General features: G+C 37.8%; 16 protein-coding genes, 1 tRNA gene, 3 rRNA genes, 1 other RNA gene and 1 other annotated feature. Of the genes, 5 read left to right on the top strand and 16 right to left on the bottom strand.

Translation table 11 applies throughout. The features are described from left to right. From AC1D0Y_RS28745 to tadA, 8 genes are all read right to left on the bottom strand, one after another. Positions 1–99: ribosomal RNA gene (locus tag AC1D0Y_RS28745) — 16S ribosomal RNA — on the bottom strand; the annotation flags it as partial. 289 nt (positions 100–388) lie between these two features. After that, positions 389–658, bottom strand: a complete 270-nt coding sequence (locus tag AC1D0Y_RS28740; RefSeq protein WP_028410391.1) for a pro-sigmaK processing inhibitor BofA family protein — start codon at positions 656–658, stop codon at positions 389–391. Between the two features lie 115 nt (positions 659–773). Continuing rightward, positions 774–998, bottom strand: coding sequence for a YaaL family protein (locus AC1D0Y_RS28735; RefSeq protein ID WP_013054840.1), 225 nt, complete (start codon positions 996–998; stop codon positions 774–776). Between the two features lie 14 nt (positions 999–1012). Then, the gene (recR, locus tag AC1D0Y_RS28730) at positions 1013–1609 is read right to left on the bottom strand and encodes a recombination mediator RecR (RefSeq protein WP_013054839.1); all 597 of its coding nucleotides are present in this window, start codon (positions 1607–1609) and stop codon (positions 1013–1015) included. A 15-nt stretch (positions 1610–1624) separates the two neighbouring features. After that, on the bottom strand, positions 1625–1945 hold the full coding sequence (locus tag AC1D0Y_RS28725) for a YbaB/EbfC family nucleoid-associated protein (protein WP_013081327.1): 321 nt from the start codon (positions 1943–1945) through the stop codon (positions 1625–1627). Between the two features lie 19 nt (positions 1946–1964). Continuing rightward, positions 1965–3653, bottom strand: a complete 1689-nt coding sequence (gene dnaX / locus AC1D0Y_RS28720; protein ID WP_477708330.1) for a DNA polymerase III subunit gamma/tau — start codon at positions 3651–3653, stop codon at positions 1965–1967. 130 nt (positions 3654–3783) lie between these two features. Then, an RNA gene (ffs, locus tag AC1D0Y_RS28715) (signal recognition particle sRNA large type) lies at positions 3784–4048 on the bottom strand. Positions 4049–4150: 102 nt separating this feature from the next. Then, positions 4151–4621 carry a tRNA adenosine(34) deaminase TadA gene (tadA, locus tag AC1D0Y_RS28710; RefSeq protein WP_098434020.1) on the bottom strand — a complete coding sequence of 157 codons (471 nt, stop codon included), beginning with the start codon at positions 4619–4621 and terminating at the stop codon, positions 4151–4153. A gap of 79 nt (positions 4622–4700) precedes the next feature. On the opposite strand from tadA, the gene AC1D0Y_RS28705 reads away from it, so the two are divergent. The 4 genes from AC1D0Y_RS28705 (at position 4701) to AC1D0Y_RS28690 (ending at position 8060) form a co-directional block, all read left to right on the top strand. Then, a complete protein-coding gene (locus tag AC1D0Y_RS28705) occupies positions 4701–5243 on the top strand; it encodes a cysteine hydrolase family protein (protein WP_028410388.1) in 543 nt (180 codons plus the stop codon). A gap of 56 nt (positions 5244–5299) precedes the next feature. Beyond that, a complete protein-coding gene (locus AC1D0Y_RS28700; protein WP_098334887.1) occupies positions 5300–6601 on the top strand; it encodes a glycoside hydrolase family 18 protein in 1302 nt (433 codons plus the stop codon). Between the two features lie 143 nt (positions 6602–6744). After that, the gene (locus AC1D0Y_RS28695; protein ID WP_028410386.1) at positions 6745–7380 is read left to right on the top strand and encodes a deoxynucleoside kinase; all 636 of its coding nucleotides are present in this window, start codon (positions 6745–6747) and stop codon (positions 7378–7380) included. Next, the gene (locus tag AC1D0Y_RS28690; RefSeq protein ID WP_013054832.1) at positions 7380–8060 is read left to right on the top strand and encodes a deoxynucleoside kinase; all 681 of its coding nucleotides are present in this window, start codon (positions 7380–7382) and stop codon (positions 8058–8060) included. Before AC1D0Y_RS28695 ends, AC1D0Y_RS28690 begins: the two co-directional genes overlap by 1 nt. 120 nt (positions 8061–8180) lie before the next feature. Here AC1D0Y_RS28690 and AC1D0Y_RS28685 read toward each other — a convergent pair. The 6 genes from AC1D0Y_RS28685 to guaB all read right to left on the bottom strand — a co-directional run bounded on the left by AC1D0Y_RS28685 (position 8181) and on the right by guaB (position 14645). After that, a tRNA-Ser gene (locus AC1D0Y_RS28685) sits at positions 8181–8273 on the bottom strand. 112 nt (positions 8274–8385) lie between these two features. Continuing rightward, positions 8386–9663 carry a serine--tRNA ligase gene (gene serS / locus AC1D0Y_RS28680; protein WP_060745918.1) on the bottom strand — a complete coding sequence of 426 codons (1278 nt, stop codon included), beginning with the start codon at positions 9661–9663 and terminating at the stop codon, positions 8386–8388. A gap of 52 nt (positions 9664–9715) precedes the next feature. Then, positions 9716–9928: a binding site (T-box leader), on the bottom strand. A 57-nt stretch (positions 9929–9985) separates the two neighbouring features. Further along, positions 9986–10573: a pyridoxal 5'-phosphate synthase glutaminase subunit PdxT gene (gene pdxT / locus AC1D0Y_RS28675; protein ID WP_060745917.1), complete on the bottom strand. Its 588-nt coding sequence runs from the start codon at positions 10571–10573 to the stop codon at positions 9986–9988. Positions 10574–10594: 21 nt separating this feature from the next. Beyond that, positions 10595–11482 (bottom strand): pyridoxal 5'-phosphate synthase lyase subunit PdxS, encoded by an 888-nt coding sequence (gene pdxS, locus AC1D0Y_RS28670; RefSeq protein ID WP_013054829.1) that lies wholly within the window; start codon positions 11480–11482, stop codon positions 10595–10597. A 190-nt stretch (positions 11483–11672) separates the two neighbouring features. After that, complete coding sequence (locus tag AC1D0Y_RS28665; protein WP_060745916.1) at positions 11673–13028, bottom strand: serine hydrolase; 1356 nt, start codon at positions 13026–13028, stop codon at positions 11673–11675. A 150-nt stretch (positions 13029–13178) separates the two neighbouring features. Continuing rightward, a complete protein-coding gene (guaB, locus tag AC1D0Y_RS28660; RefSeq protein WP_013081319.1) occupies positions 13179–14645 on the bottom strand; it encodes an IMP dehydrogenase in 1467 nt (488 codons plus the stop codon). A 116-nt stretch (positions 14646–14761) separates the two neighbouring features. On the opposite strand from guaB, the gene AC1D0Y_RS28655 reads away from it, so the two are divergent. Then, positions 14762–15727 carry a YaaC family protein gene (locus AC1D0Y_RS28655; protein WP_028410381.1) on the top strand — a complete coding sequence of 322 codons (966 nt, stop codon included), beginning with the start codon at positions 14762–14764 and terminating at the stop codon, positions 15725–15727. Positions 15728–15753: 26 nt separating this feature from the next. Here the strand turns inward: AC1D0Y_RS28655 and rrf are convergent. Further along, positions 15754–15869: ribosomal RNA gene (rrf, locus tag AC1D0Y_RS28650) — 5S ribosomal RNA — on the bottom strand. 62 nt (positions 15870–15931) lie between these two features. Then, positions 15932–16038: ribosomal RNA gene (locus AC1D0Y_RS28645) — 23S ribosomal RNA — on the bottom strand; the annotation flags it as partial.

Here is a 16038-nt window from a genome sequence, read left to right as displayed (position 1 = left end):
TAACGTCATAGAAGCAAGCTTCTAATCAGTTCGCTCGACTTGCATGTATTAGGCACGCCGCCAGCGTTCATCCTGAGCCAGGATCAAACTCTCCGAAGAAATGTTTGACTTGCTCATTTAAAAAATAAAAATTAACGTTGACGTTTACTATTTCGTTCAGTTTTCAAAGAACTCTTGTCTCAAGGCGACTTTCTTATCTTACCACCTCGACAATAACTTGTCAACAACTTTTTTCATTAAGTTATTTTTGAGTTATTTTTTTGTTGTTGTCTTAGCGACGTATATAAATATAACATCTGTTAACTTGTTGGTCAACAACTTTTTCAAAAAAAATAAAAGTTTTCTCGAAAAGATTCCAGAAAACTTTTATTTTGGATATTCGTCCAAATTATAATATGAAATTATTAATAACAAGTAAGGCAGCTATTCCTGGAATACCTAAAATAGCTGAAACAATGGCTGTGGGGAAGTTAATAGGGATATGAATACCGAACTGTACCCCAAAGATGTTAATAAAGAAAAGCAGCAGAACGCCAATAATCAGCTTAATCGATAAATTTCCAATGACTCGAAGCATTTTTTCAACACCACCTGTTACTAAGAGTAGAATGATTAGTCCTGTTAAAAAAGACACAACTACAATGGGATGATTTAGCATGTTGCCTCCTTCTTAAAGCAGATAAGTTACCTTATATGTATGTCCAAGCATTCAAAAAAAGCACTATTCACGGAGAGAAATCCTTATTTTATAAAGACAACAAAACAGGATGCCTCTATGACATCCTGTTAATTGAAATATTTCGATGCTTGGCTTCTTTTAATAGAAAAAGATACTTCATTTTGGCTAATCGAATATCTACCATTACCTCTTCTGAAGGATCTACACTTCTTTCTACCATTGAAGTTTTGTGACTCCATTCCTGCTTTACTTGCATAAAAGTCTTCACAAATTCATCATCATACTCTTTGCGTAACCAACCTTTTCTTTTAAAAAACATATGCGAGTACCTCGTTATACTTCTCTTCTACCTTCTAGGGCTTTAGATAATGTTACTTCATCTGCATACTCAAGGTCTCCTCCAACGGGTAACCCATGAGCAATTCTAGTAATTTTAATTCCTGTCGGCTTTAAGAGCCTAGAGATATACATAGCCGTAGCTTCGCCCTCTATATTCGGGTTAGTGGCTAAAATCACTTCTTGAATCTCATCATCTTGAAGTCTTTTTAATAACTCTGGTACTTTGATATCTTCAGGCCCTATTCCTTCCATAGGTGAAATTGCGCCATGCAGGACATGATACAAGCCGTTATATTCTTTCATTTTCTCCATTGCAATGACATCCTTAGGGTCTTGCACGACACATACCACATTTCGCTCTCTGCGCTGATCTTGACAAATGTAACAAGGATCTTGATCTGTGATATGTCCGCAAACTGAACAATAGGTTAAATTTCGCTTCGCATTGACTAATGCTTTTGCAAAATCTAATACTGTATCTTCTTTCATAGATAAAACAAAGAACGCTAAGCGAACAGCTGTTTTTGGACCAATGCCGGGTAACTTCATAAAACTATCTATAAGCTTGGATATTGGTTCTGGATAATGCACGTGGCAACCACCTTATTAAAGTCCTGGAATATTTAAACCTTTTGTAAATTGACCCATTGTGTTATTTGTTAAATCGTCCATTTGTTTTAATGCGTCATTTGTTGCTGCTAGTACTAAATCTTGTAGCATTTCAATATCTTCAGGATCTACTACATCCTCTTTAATATTTACATCAATTACTTGTTTCTGACCGTTAACTACAACTGTTACCATTCCGCCGCCAGCTGTACCTTCAACAGTTTTTTCAGCTAACTCTTCCTGCGCTTTTTGCATATCTTTTTGCATTTTTTGCATTTGTTTCATCATTTTTTGCATATTGCCCATGCCTTTCATCATATGAACATTCCTCCTAAATTTACTCTTGAATTTCGATTAAGTCTTCTCCAAATAGCTTTTTCGCTTCCGCAACCACAGGGTCTTCCTCCTGTGGTTGACCTGATGACCCATCGCTTTGCTGTCCTTGAAGAAACTCTTCTCTTACTTTATCCCATTCACTTTCTGGAATTGCAACCATTTCACGCTTGCTGCCAATTAAAGTATATAAGATATTCTCTAAATTATCACGTACATTGTTGTTATTTTCAGAAGCCATTTTGCAATGAATTTCATATTTGAATTTAAGTATAAATGATTGATCTGAAGACGCAACCGGTTCACTGTTAGATAACAACGCTGCATGTGAAGCTTTATTTTGTTGTTTCAATGTGTCTAACACCTGCGCCCAGGATCGCTTAATCGTTTCTAAATTCTGCCGAGTGGCATTTTTTAAAACTTCATTTACCTTCCCAACAGGCGTTTTATACTGACTTCTTGACTGTCTTGTCTGTTTTTTCTCTGTTTGCGCTGCCTGAGCTGTATGATCAACTTGAATGCCTTTTTCTTTTAACTGCTGCAGTTCTGCTTCCATTTGATTCATTTTTTGTAAAATGTCTTGATATGGAAGAGCACTCTCTTGATTTGTAGAACTTTGAGCTAATTTTACTAAAGCTACTTCAAGTAGCACTCGAGGATGATTGCTCCATTTCATCTCTTGCTGAGTTTGGTTCAATTCAGCAATGACTTTATAAATAAAAGCACTATCCATTTTTGAACTCAGTTCTTTAAACTCTTCGTTAACCGCTGCTTTTTCAAGTAAATATGCATTTTCTTCAGAAGCTTGATAAAGCAGAACATCACGATAATAGAAGATGAGGTCCTCTACAAACCTCGCTGGATCTTTTCCGTTTTTGATCAAACTTTCAACAGAGTCTAGCGCTTCTACAATGTTTTCGTTAAAGATAGCTTGGACGATCTTCACAATAAAAGCCTGTGATACTGCTCCTGTTATGGATAGAACATCCTCTAAGCTCACCTTCTCCGTACTATACGAGATAGCTTGGTCTAAAAGACTAAGTGCATCACGCATGCCGCCTTCTGAAGCTTTCGCAATTTCGTAAAGAGCATCCTCGCTTACTTCTAGCTCTTCAGAACCTAATACTTCCTTCATTCGATATACGATATCTTCTGGCGAAATGCGTTTGAAATCAAAGCGCTGACATCTAGAGATAATCGTTAATGGAATTTTATGCGGCTCTGTTGTAGCTAAAATAAAGATAACATGTGCAGGAGGTTCTTCTAACGTTTTTAATAAAGCGTTAAAAGCTCCAATTGAAAGCATATGAACTTCATCAATAATGTACACTTTGTATCGAACAGCACTAGGTGCATATTTTACTTTATCACGGATATCTCGAATTTCATCGACTCCATTATTAGAAGCTGCATCAATTTCAATTACATCAGAAATGGAACCATCAGTAATTCCCAGACAAGTTGCACATTCATTACAGGGTTCAGCAATGGGTGCTTTTTCACAGTTAACGGCTTTCGCTAAAATTTTAGCAGCTGTTGTCTTTCCTGTCCCTCGAGGCCCAGAAAATAAATACGCATGCGAAAATTTCTCTTGGACAAGGGCATTTTGAAGTGTTTTGATAATATGTTGTTGACCGACTACGTCGTTAAAGCTTTGAGGACGGTATACACGGTACAGAGCCTGATATGCCACTACATCCTCTCCTTTTAATATAATTCATTAGTTATCATTATAGCGTATTATGAGGTTTTTTTTCAAAATAGTGAGAGATAAAATAAAAAGCCTACTCCAACAGAGTAGACTAAACTTATGTATATAACTGCCGTGCACCTTCCGTCGATTAGCCACCCCAGGCGTTACTTAAGCAGTTAGCTCGGTTCAGGCGACCCCATGGCACATGAGAGGTTCTGCTTACTGCTGCTTCCTTCCGGACCTGACAGGGTTCACAGATTCCCATTGCATAGGACCCAAACGTCAACACCACTTACTTAAGGCAGGCCCTAAGATGAGCTAACCTCAAGAAGGAATTCGGCCTCGCTAGAGCGGATTGCGAGTACAGGGCACCGCTACCTCCCCGCTTAGCACGGCAAAGTTGAAACCAATAGTTTGGGCATCAAGTTGATGCATTTACAAGTATACGTCTTTTCATTCAAAAATGCAACTGCTATAGAAAACTTACTTGTTCAGCGCTATTTTCCAGCCTTTTTTCGTTGACGCAACTCACGAAAAAAGGTAGTTAAGAGGCTCCCGCATTCTTCTTCTAGCATACCTCCTACTACTTCTGCTTGATGATTAAACTTTTCAAACTCTAATAAGTTTAACAATGTTCCTGCGCAGCCACCTTTAGGATCATAAGCTCCAAACACAACTCTTTTTACTCTTGATAATACAATAGCACCTGCACACATCGGACATGGTTCTAAGGTGACATATAACGTAGCGTCTTCCAATCTCCATGTTCCTAGTTTCTTACATGCTTCATCAATTGCTAAAAGTTCCGCATGAGCAACTGATCGCTGTTCTGTTTCTCGTAAGTTATAAGCTGAAGCAACCACCTCATCATCTTGAACAATAACTGCTCCAATGGGAACCTCTAATTTATCTTTGGCTTTTAATGCTTCATCAATTGCCAACCTCATATACTTTTCATCATCTAACACTTTTTATCCAACCTTACATATTATATTTTTTCTGAGTCAAACTATTTACTATGTACATCAGGAAAAGGAGAGACCTTGTGTGAAGAATGCTAAAACTGCTTTAATTATTATTGATATGCTAAACGATTTCCAATTTAAAAACGGCAAAATACTTGCTGAAAAATCTTTAACCATTGCTCAAAACATTGCCCAGTTAAAACAGTACGCATCGTCTCAACATATCCCTATTATCTATGTGAATGACCACTATAAGCTATGGCAAGCAAACTTAGAAACCATTTTAACACACTGTACAAATGAGGTAAGCTCACCTATTCTACATCATATTTCACCACAAAACGCTGATTACTTCTTAATTAAACCAAAGCATTCTATCTTTTATGGGACAGCTTTAAATATTTTGCTATCACAGCTCGATGTGCATACACTTATTTTAACAGGAATTGCGGGAAATATATGCGTGCTTTTTTCAGCCAACGATGCTTATATGCGTGAGTATAACTTAATTGTGCCTGAAGATTGTATTGCTTCAAACGCAGATGAAGACAATACCTTTGCTTTGAGAATGATGCATAATGTATTAAATGCTCGTATTTGCAAACATACCGAGTTGATGAATTAAGTAAAAAGCCTTCTCATATGATGGAAGTAAGTCATATGAAATGGAGGCTTTTTATTATGCAAATTTACACTGTTAAAGCAGGTGACAGTATATATAGTATTGCAAAACAGTTCCGCATTGACGCAGGGAAAATTATAAGAGCAAATGAATTACCTAATCCAAGTCAACTCGTCATCGGGCAATCTATGGTTATTCCAATCAACGGTACTTACTACACAGTAAAAGCTGGGGACACTATATGGAAGATAGGAAGAAAATTAGGCGTTAGCTATCAGGCTATTGCCAATGCGAACAATGTTTCAGTTACAGCACCCTTAACACCTGGCCGCCGCATCTTAATTCCCCCTTCTCCAAACAAAAGAAACGGTGAGTTTTTAGGGTATGTTGAAACAAGCAATCGAAAAATCACTCCTCAAACAGAGAAAATGATTAATCAAAATGCAAAATACCTTACTTATCTCGGGCCAGCGAACTTCGAAGTGCAAAAAGACGGTTCTCTAAAGGCACCTCCACTTAACAATTTAGGTTCTATTGCTAAAGAAAATGACGTCATTTTCTTAATGGTATTGGCTAATATTGAAAATGGTGCATTCAGTGACGAAGTCGGCCGAGCAATTTTAAATAATAAAGACGCTCAAGATACGCTCTTAAATAATATTGTAAAAACAGCGAAAGAACAAAATTTCAGAGACATTCATTTTGACTTCGAATTTTTGCGTCCGGCAGATAAAGAAGCCTATATTGCATTTTTACAGAAAGCAAAAAAGCGGCTTCAAGATGAGCAACTTCTTATGTCTGTGGCTTTAGCTCCGAAAACAAGTCGAGATCAAAAAGGCAAATGGTATGAAGCACATGATTATAAAGCCATTGGAGAGATTGCTAACTTCGTTGTTCCGATGACATATGAATGGGGATATAGCGGTGGGCCTCCTATGGCCGTCTCTCCTATTGGTCCCGTACGTGATGTTTTAGAATATGCAGTATCTGAAATACCTAGTTCAAAAATTATCATGGGTCAAAACCTATACGGTTACGATTGGACACTTCCTTACAAACCAGGAGGAGAATATGCCAAAGCCATTAGTCCTCAACGAGCTATTGAGTTGGCAGCTCGCTATAAAGTAGCGATTCAATACGACGATAAAGCACAAGCTCCTTTCTTCCGGTATAAAGATGAACAGCAGCGCACCCACGAAGTATGGTTTGAAGACGCTAGGTCTATTCAGGCCAAGTTTAATTTAATCAAAGAATTAAAACTTAGAGGAATGGCCTACTGGAAACTAGGCCTGGACTTCCCGCAAAACTGGCTCTTGATTGAAGACAACTTCAAAATTACAAAAAGAGTGACACAGCCATAAATAGGGAAAGCTTACTGTGAACAGTAGGCTTTTTGTTATTCTTCTTACTGAAAGAAATTTCTTTTCCCCTTATTCTCCTTCTCTATGTTAAAATATTTTTTGTCTGTTTTTTTTGAACGAGTGGTCATGAAGGAGGCAAATGAATGCAAGGCACACCTTTTATTTCAGTAGAAGGACCCATCGGTGTCGGAAAAACCTCTCTAGCTAAAGAGATTGCACAAGCATTTCAATTCGAAATTTTAAAAGAAATCGTAGATGAAAATCCATTTCTCGGGAAATTTTATGAAAATATCAACGAGTGGAGTTTTCAAACCGAAATGTTTTTTCTATGTAATCGATATAAGCAATTGGAGGATATTCAAAAAGGGTTCTTATCTTATAAAAAACCTGTTGTAGCAGATTATCATATTATGAAAAACATGATTTTTGCTGAGCAAACGTTAAAAGATGAACAGTATAAAAAATATGTACAAATCTTCCACATCTTAACGGCTGATATGCCAGCTCCGAACATTATTATTTATTTAAATGCCAGTTTAGATACCTTGTTAAAGCGTATTAAAATGCGCGGAAGAGAAATTGAACGAAACATCGATCCTCACTACCTTGCGAGGCTAAGTGATGATTATGAAAAGGCTATGACGGCGTTTGAACAAAATAACCCTGATGTAACCATTTTACGTTATGACGGTGATGAAATAGATTTTGTACAAAATAAACAACACTTAAATAGAATCTTATCAGAGGTTCAAGAGAGTATGTTAAAAAGGAGTATGTAATGGTAAACTTACGATCGAAATACAACATTCCTAATGATGCTGTGTTGACGATAGCGGGCACAGTTGGAGTTGGGAAATCTACAATGACTCAATCATTGGCTGATGCTCTCCAATTTCGCACATCGTTTGAAAAAGTAGATTCCAACCCTTACCTGGACAAATTTTATGGGGATTTTGAACGTTGGAGCTTTCACCTACAGGTATATTTTCTAGCTGAACGCTTTAAAGAACAAAAGAAAATTTTCGAGTATGGCGGCGGCTTCATCCAAGACAGATCCATTTACGAAGATACCGGTATCTTCGCTAAGATGCATTTTGAAAAAGGAACGATGTCTAAAGTAGACTATGAAACATATACAAGCTTGTTCGATGCAATGGTTATGACTCCATATTTCCCTCATCCGGATCTGCTTATTTATTTGGAAGGCAGCTTCGAAGATATTGTAGATCGCATTCAAGAAAGAGGGCGACCAATGGAACAGCAAACGCCTCTTGATTATTGGAAAGAGATGCACGCCCGATACGAAGACTGGATTAATAACTTTACGGCTTGCCCTATTCTTCGTTTAGATATTAGAGAATACGACCTTATCAAGGATCCTGATTCAATTGAATCAATTGTGGAAAAAGTAGCTCGCTTTTTACAACATAATGAAAAGTTAAAACGTCGTCATCTATAAAAAAATGCCGCTTTATCTATTAAAGCGGCATTTTTAACAAATAAAAAACCGTTACTTATAAGTAACGGTTTTCCAATCTCCAATTTATCGCGCTATGTTAATTGCATTATAAGTCAAATATGGCGGAGGAAGAGGGATTCGAACCCCCGCGGGCTTTAACACCCCTGTCGGTTTTCAAGACCGATCCCTTCAGCCGGACTTGGGTATTCCTCCGTATCGACAAGTATTAATTTATCATATAAAAATAATAAAGTCAACTCTTTTATTGATTTTTTTTAAAAAGATGTTCATTAAGGATTAATCCTCAATGAACATCTTCTATTTTTTATTTAGAAATAAATTCTTTATTTCCCATATAAGGACGCAGCACTTCTGGAATTTGAATTGATCCATCTTCCTGCTGGTAGTTTTCTAAAATTGCAGCTACCGTACGGCCAATTGCTAAGCCAGAACCGTTTAGTGTATGAACATGCTCTGGTTTTGCTTTTGTATCACGGCGGAAGCGAATATTAGCACGGCGAGCTTGGAAGCTTTCAAAGTTTGAACAAGAAGAAATTTCACGATACGTTTCATAACTTGGAATCCAAACTTCAATATCATACTTTTTGGCTGCTGTGAAACCTAAGTCAGCTGTACACATGCTTAGCACTCGGTAAGGTAAACCTAATAGTTGAAGAACCTTTTCAGCATGGCCCGTTAATTTTTCTAATTCATCATAAGAATCTTCTGGCTTAACAAAGCGAACAAGTTCTACTTTATTAAACTGATGCTGACGAATAAGCCCACGTGTATCTCTTCCTGCAGAGCCTGCTTCTGAGCGGAAGCAAGCACTATACGCTGTATAAGCAATTGGAAGCTGATCTCCGCTTAAAATTTCATCACGATGCAAATTTGTAACTGGTACTTCAGCTGTAGGAATTAAGAAATAATCTTCTTCTTTAATCTTGAAGGCATCTTCTTCAAATTTAGGAAGTTGCCCTGTTCCCGTCATGCTTGTACGATTTACCATATATGGAGGAAGGATTTCTTCATAACCATGCTCATCCATATGTAAATCCATCATAAAGTTAATAAGGGCGCGTTCTAATCTTGCACCTAGCCCTTTATAAAATACAAAGCGGCTTCCCGTTACTTTCGAAGCTCTTTCAAAATCTAAAATATTTAAATCTGTTCCTAAATCCCAATGCGGTTTTGGTTCAAAATCAAATTGTTTAATTTCTCCCCATTTACGAACTTCTACATTATCATCTTCAGTTTCACCTACAGGCGTACTTTCATGTGGAACGTTAGGAATTGAAAGCAGCAATCGTTCTAATTCTTCTTCAACGCTGCGAAGCTCTTCATCCAATTGCTTTACGCGGTCTCCTACTTCACGCATTTCAACGATTAAGTGATCAGCATCTTGTTTTTCACGCTTCAATTGTGCAATTTGCTGTGATACTTCATTTCGCTTGCTTTTTAACTCTTCTGTTTGAGCAATTAGCTCACGGCGTTTTACATCTAACTCTTCAAAGCGACCTAAGTCCGTTAAGTCCTCGCCACGAAACTTGAGCTTTTCTTTTACTTCATTAAAATTAGCACGTAAAAATTTTAAATCTAACATACTTAGTACCTCCTTTAGTATAAAAGGGCAAAATAAAAACTCTCATCCCCATGAAAGGGACGAGAGTTTACCCGCGTTGCCACCCTAATTGAAAGCTAAAATAAGCCTTCCTCTTAAACCAGATAACGGATGAACCGAAACTGCCTACTACTTTTTCGACAGCTTGCTCCAGGACGGATTCATAAGAATTGATTATCGATTCACACCAGCCATCGACTCTCTTGAAATCAAAAATCTTATTACTATTTCCTATCAACGCTTTATACCAATATCATTTTTATTAATCATAATGTACTACAAGTCTGTACAAGATGCAATTCATTTATACAGGTTTTTTTGAAGCTTCTTCAACCATTGCTACAAAATACTGCGCCATGCGAGCATCATCTGTTAATTCTGGATGAAACGAACATCCCAAGAATTGACCTTGTCTTGCCGCAACGATTCGGTCGTTATGCATGGCTAAGACTTCAACGTTTTCTCCTACTTCTACAATATGCGGAGCACGGATAAATACGCCTATAAAATCTTCACCGATATCTTTAATATTTAGGGCAGCTTCAAAGCTATCCCGTTGACGCCCAAACGAATTTCGAGCTACCATAATATCCATAACACCTAAATGGGGCTCTTCACGGTCAACGACTTGTCCTGCGAGTAAAATTAAACCCGCACACGTACCAAATACCGGTTTACCTGCTTGTGCAAACTGGCGAAGAGGTTCCATAAAGTCATATTTGTCAATCAGACGACGCATCGCTGTGCTTTCGCCGCCCGGTAGGATTAAACCATCTATTTCGTTTAGCTGTTCAACTTTTTTTATGATAATGGCTTCAGCGCCTGCTGCTTCTAATGCTTGTGCATGCTCGCGAAAGGCACCTTGTAATCCTAACACGCCTACTTTTACCATTTTGTCAAAACTCCCTTTAAATTACCATCCACGCTCTTGCATGCGGTTTTCTGGTAATAATGATGAAATTTCAATCCCTTTCATTGCACTTCCTAACCCTTTTGATAAGTTTGCAATCAGTTCATAGTCTTGATAATGTGTTGTTGCTTCCACGATTGCTCGCGCAAATTTTTCAGGGTTGTCCGATTTAAAGATTCCTGATCCAACGAACACACCGTCTGCTCCAAGCTGCATCATTAACGCTGCGTCTGCTGGTGTTGCTACGCCGCCTGCTGCAAAGTTTACAACCGGTAAACGACCTTCACGTTTAATTTGCAGTAATAACTCATAAGGTGCACCTAATAGTTTAGCTTCTGTCATTAACTCATCTTCGTCCATGCCCACAACTTTACGTACTTGAGCATTTACTTGACGCATATGACGCACTGCTTCCACAATGTTTCCTGTCCCTGGTTCTCCCTTTGTACGAAGCATTGCAGCTCCTTCAGCAATACGACGAGATGCTTCGCCAAGATCACGGCAACCGCACACAAATGGAACCGTAAATGTATTTTTATTTAAATGAAACTCCTCATCAGCTGGAGTCAACACTTCACTTTCATCGATGTAGTCTACACCCATCGCTTCTAGCACGCGTGCTTCAACAATATGGCCAATACGAGCTTTTGCCATAACTGGAATGGACACAGCATTCATCACTTCTTCAACAATTGTTGGGTCTGCCATACGAGACACGCCGCCTGCTGCACGGATATCAGCTGGAACACGCTCTAATGCCATAACAGCAACAGCGCCTGCTGCTTCTGCAATTTTTGCTTGCTCTGCATTGATAACGTCCATGATAACGCCACCTTTTTGCATTTCCGCCATTCCTCGTTTTACACGATCAGTACCTGTAATGTTATTCATGTTTGTCTTCCTCCTGTATCAAGTGTTTCACAATAATTTTTAGTGTATATACAAAATTCAAAACTTAGTGTCTATTTTACCGCATTTTTCGGAAAATTCCTATCTAATTTATAGATTATATACAAACAAATCTAAAAATAAAAAGAAGAGATACTCTCTTGTAGTATCTCTTCTTTCTCTTGAGTTATCATTAAAACCAGTTATTCACTGTATTTGCAGCATTCATCCAAATATCGCTGAAGAAGTTGCCAATACTGCGGATAGCGAGAGAGAACCATCCAGCTTTTTCAAAAGATTCGTTTGTCACAACCGGCGTCATGCTATCTGTAGTTTGACCTCCTACATAGCCTAAATCTTTAAGATTGCTGTTTGTTGCACTGACATAAGCAACTGTTTCTCCTTTTTTAATAGGAGCAACAACTTTTTGATCGTTCATAACTTTATCGTTTAACTTAAAGTTGATTTTAGTATGATCTTTTTGACCTTTTTCGGTAATAATCTTTACCGAATTCTTTGGAGAAACGGAAGCTTCTTTTGATTTTCCTTTAGCAACATTAATTGTTTCATGCCCTTTAATCTCGCCGTTAGCAGGCACTACTTCTTTTAACTGAAAATGACTAAAAGCATAATCCAATATCTTTTTTGTTTGGGAAAAACGAGCAGCTTCCGTAGACTTGCCGTTTTCCTTAGCATTCATTACAACTGTTATGTATCTTACCCCGTTACGCTCTGCAGTCCCAGTGAAACATTGACCTGCAAAATCTGTATGGCCAGTTTTTAAACCGTCTACGCCGCTGTAGGCAGCTGAAAAACCTGGGAGCATCTTGTTCCAATTGTTCATTTTTGTTTCGCCTTGTTGCCCTTGTCTAAACATCTTAGAAGGAGTTTTAGCTACTTCCAAAGATTCTGGATAATCATGAATTAAGTGATAAGCAAGGGTAGCAACTGCCCGAGCCGATAGAAGGTTCTCATCTTCTTCCTTCGTTCCTTTTGGATACATTCCTTTTAACAGAGAATTAGAAAGACCTGTGGAATTGACAAATTTTGATTCACCCATATTTAATCTTTTTGCCGTTTCGTTCATTAACTTAATAAAGTTTTCTTCAGAACCACTGACAGCTTCAGCTAAAGCGATTGCAGCTCCATTAGCTGAATAAATAGCCATGGCATCATATAATTCTTTCACCGTGTATTTTTGGTTTTCAATTAACGGTACATTCGATAATCCATAATCTTGAGAAATTTTAGCTGCATATTTACTAACTGGCACACGTTGATCCCAAGATAATTTCTTATCTTTTATGGATTCTAATACTAGGTATTCTGTCATCATTTTTGTCATGCTTGCAATACCTAATAAAGCATCCGTATTTTTCCCGTATAATACTTTCCCCGTACTTGCCTCTACTAAGATCGCTGCATCTGCTTCAACGCCAATATCATCTGTTTTAGGAGCAGCTGATGCTTGTGTAGAGACAAAAAATACGCTGGCCATTAACATAACAGCAATGACACAAATTAATTGTTTCTGTACTGCGTTTCTCACTCTATACCCTCCAAACGTAAACTCACATAAATGTAATTTTATCATACTAAAATTTAAAAAAATAGATAAAGAAGTACTGTTACATTCATGATCCATGACATAAAAAACACGTTTCCCTAATAGGGAAACGTGTTTTTTAAACATTCATGATTATCTCATAGAATAGTTAGGAGATTCTTTTGTGATTTGTACATCATGTGGGTGGCTTTCTCTTAAACCTGCTCCAGTCATACGAATGAATTGTGCCTGTTCACGTAACGCTTCTAAGTTAGCTGAACCACAGTAACCCATTCCTGCGCGTAAACCGCCGATCATTTGATATAAAGTATCTGCTACAGGTCCTTTGTAAGGCAAACGTCCTTCGATACCTTCTGGAACTAATTTTTTATTATCTTCTTGGAAGTATCGATCTTTACTTCCTTTTTCCATAGCTCCTACAGAACCCATTCCACGGTACACTTTAAAGCGTCTACCTTGGTAGATTTCTGTTTCTCCAGGACTTTCTGTCGTTCCTGCTAGAAGGCTTCCTAGCATTACTGTATGTCCACCAGCTGCAAGTGCTTTTACAATATCTCCAGAGTATTTAATACCGCCATCTGCGATAATAGCTACACCGTGCTTACGAGCTTCAGTTGCACAATCATATACTGCTGTAATTTGTGGAACGCCTACACCAGCTACAACACGAGTTGTACAAATTGAACCAGGTCCAATTCCTACTTTTACTACGTTTGCTCCTGCTTCAATTAATGCTTTTGTACCTTCAGCAGTTGCTACATTACCAGCAATAATATTTAACTCTGGATATGCCTCGCGAATGCTGCTTACCGTATCTAAAACGCCTTGTGAATGTCCATGCGCTGTATCAATAACGATAACATCAACGCCAGCTTGTACTAATTTTTCGATACGAACGTTTGAATCAGCTGTTACGCCAACAGCTGCTCCAACTAATAATCGACCTTGTTGATCTTTAGCTGCATTTGGAAACTCAATTACTTTTTCAATGTCTTTAATTGTGATAAGGCCTTTTAATACGCCATTGTCATCTACAAGAGGTAACTTTTCAATTTTGTATTGCTGTAGAATTTTCTCTGCTTCTTCTAAAGTCGTTCCTACTGGAGCAGTAACCAATTCTTCTTTTGTCATTACATCAGCAATTTGCATTGAATAATCTTGGATAAAACGCAAGTCGCGATTTGTAAGGATTCCAACTAGTTTTTGTTCTTCTTCGTTGTTGACAATCGGCACACCTGAGATACGATATTTGCCCATTAAATGTTCAGCAGCAAATACTTGGTTTTCAGGAGTTAAAAAGAAAGGATCCGTGATAACACCACTTTCAGAACGTTTTACTTTATCAACTTGTTCTGCTTGCTGTTCAATCGACATGTTTTTGTGAATGATACCTAAACCACCTTGTCTAGCCATCGCAATAGCCATTTCAGCTTCTGTAACTGTATCCATTCCTGCACTGATGAACGGCACCTTTAATTTTAATGTTTTTGTTAGTTCAACACTCATATCAACGTCTTTAGGTAATACCTCAGATTTTGCTGGCACCAGTAAAACGTCATCAAATGTTAAGCCTTCTTTAGAAAATTTGCTTTCCCACATTATAGAATCCTCCTTTAAACGACAGAATATTATTAGTAGATTAACAAGCAGATATGTACCTGTCAATAACTTCACTAGATATCAGATAATTCTAATAAAAAGAAAAGGTGATTTAGTTGCATAAATTTAATGATGTTTGGACGTCCTACAATTTATTTTTCTCCGTTCCTTTTGTACAAGACTTTTTAAAAAAGCGCTATCAAAAATTGAATTATAGCGATGCAGAGCAACATAGCTTTAAAAACAGTTACCCCTTTATTTATTATTTGGAACACAGTAAAAATTATTATCAAGTTGCGGCACAATCTCCTGTATCAGTTCAACCAGTTTTATTATTTTATGGAATGTCACAGCTGTTAAAAGCCTGTTTGTTAACACAAAATCCCGTATATCCAGAGAATACGGCGGTGTTAGCACATGGAGTATCAACACGAAAAAGAAAAAAACAAAGTTATGATTTTTTAGATGATGAAGTTAAGATCCAAAAAAGCGGTTTGTTTTCACAAGTAGGAGAAGAATTGTTTCATGTGAAACAACTAGAAGGTAGTAAATATACAATGAATTACCTGTTGTCGTGCGTACCAGAATTAGATACATTATTTTTAAATTTGGGTACTAGGTCATTTTCCCATTTAACAACTATTGGATTGCTTCCAGCTACTTCTTTGTCTATTCCTGAACAAGTTACACGGTGTTATCATATGAATCACGAAAGGCTCTACTCTTTTTTAAAAGAGCGTTCCCGTCTATCATTGTCTCTGTCAGAAGATCAGGTACGTATTCTTGACCCTTCAAGCCGTTTATATAATTGTTCACCTTTTATGTACAATTTCCAAGATAACACGCTGCATGCGCCCTTGGAAAAAGATAGCTGCTTATATTTCCCTGAGATGTTGGCACATTACTTATTACTTTATAATTTAAGTATGATTTCACGTTATGAAACGGAGTGGTGGTATGAATTATTGCATACATACTCTTCGAAAGATTACCCATTTATCTTGAGATTCCTGGAGGTTACAGCTCAAAAGATTCCTTACTTAATTTCTTGTTACTTAAATGAACATACAAAAAAAGACTAGCTAAAATAGCTAGTCTTTTTTCAAGTGCCTGGCAACGTCCTACTCTCACAGGGACAAAGTCCCAACTACCATTGGCGCTAAAGAGCTTAACTTCCGTGTTCGGTATGGGAACGGGTGTGACCTCTTCGCTATCGCCACCAGAYAAGAGATTGCTCTCTCAAAACTAGATAACAGTTCGCTGAGTAAAGCTTACGCTTTTAAAATTTGGTTAAGTCCTCGATCGATTAGTATCAGTCAGCTACACATGTCGCCACGCTTCCACCTCTGACCTATCAACCTGATCATCTTTCAGGGATCTTACTAGCTTGCGC

This window comes from Priestia sp. P1_B12_1 (assembly GCF_056406695.1).
The sequence above is the reverse complement of the archived record's forward strand: the minus strand, read 5'-3'. Positions and strand labels throughout refer to the sequence as shown.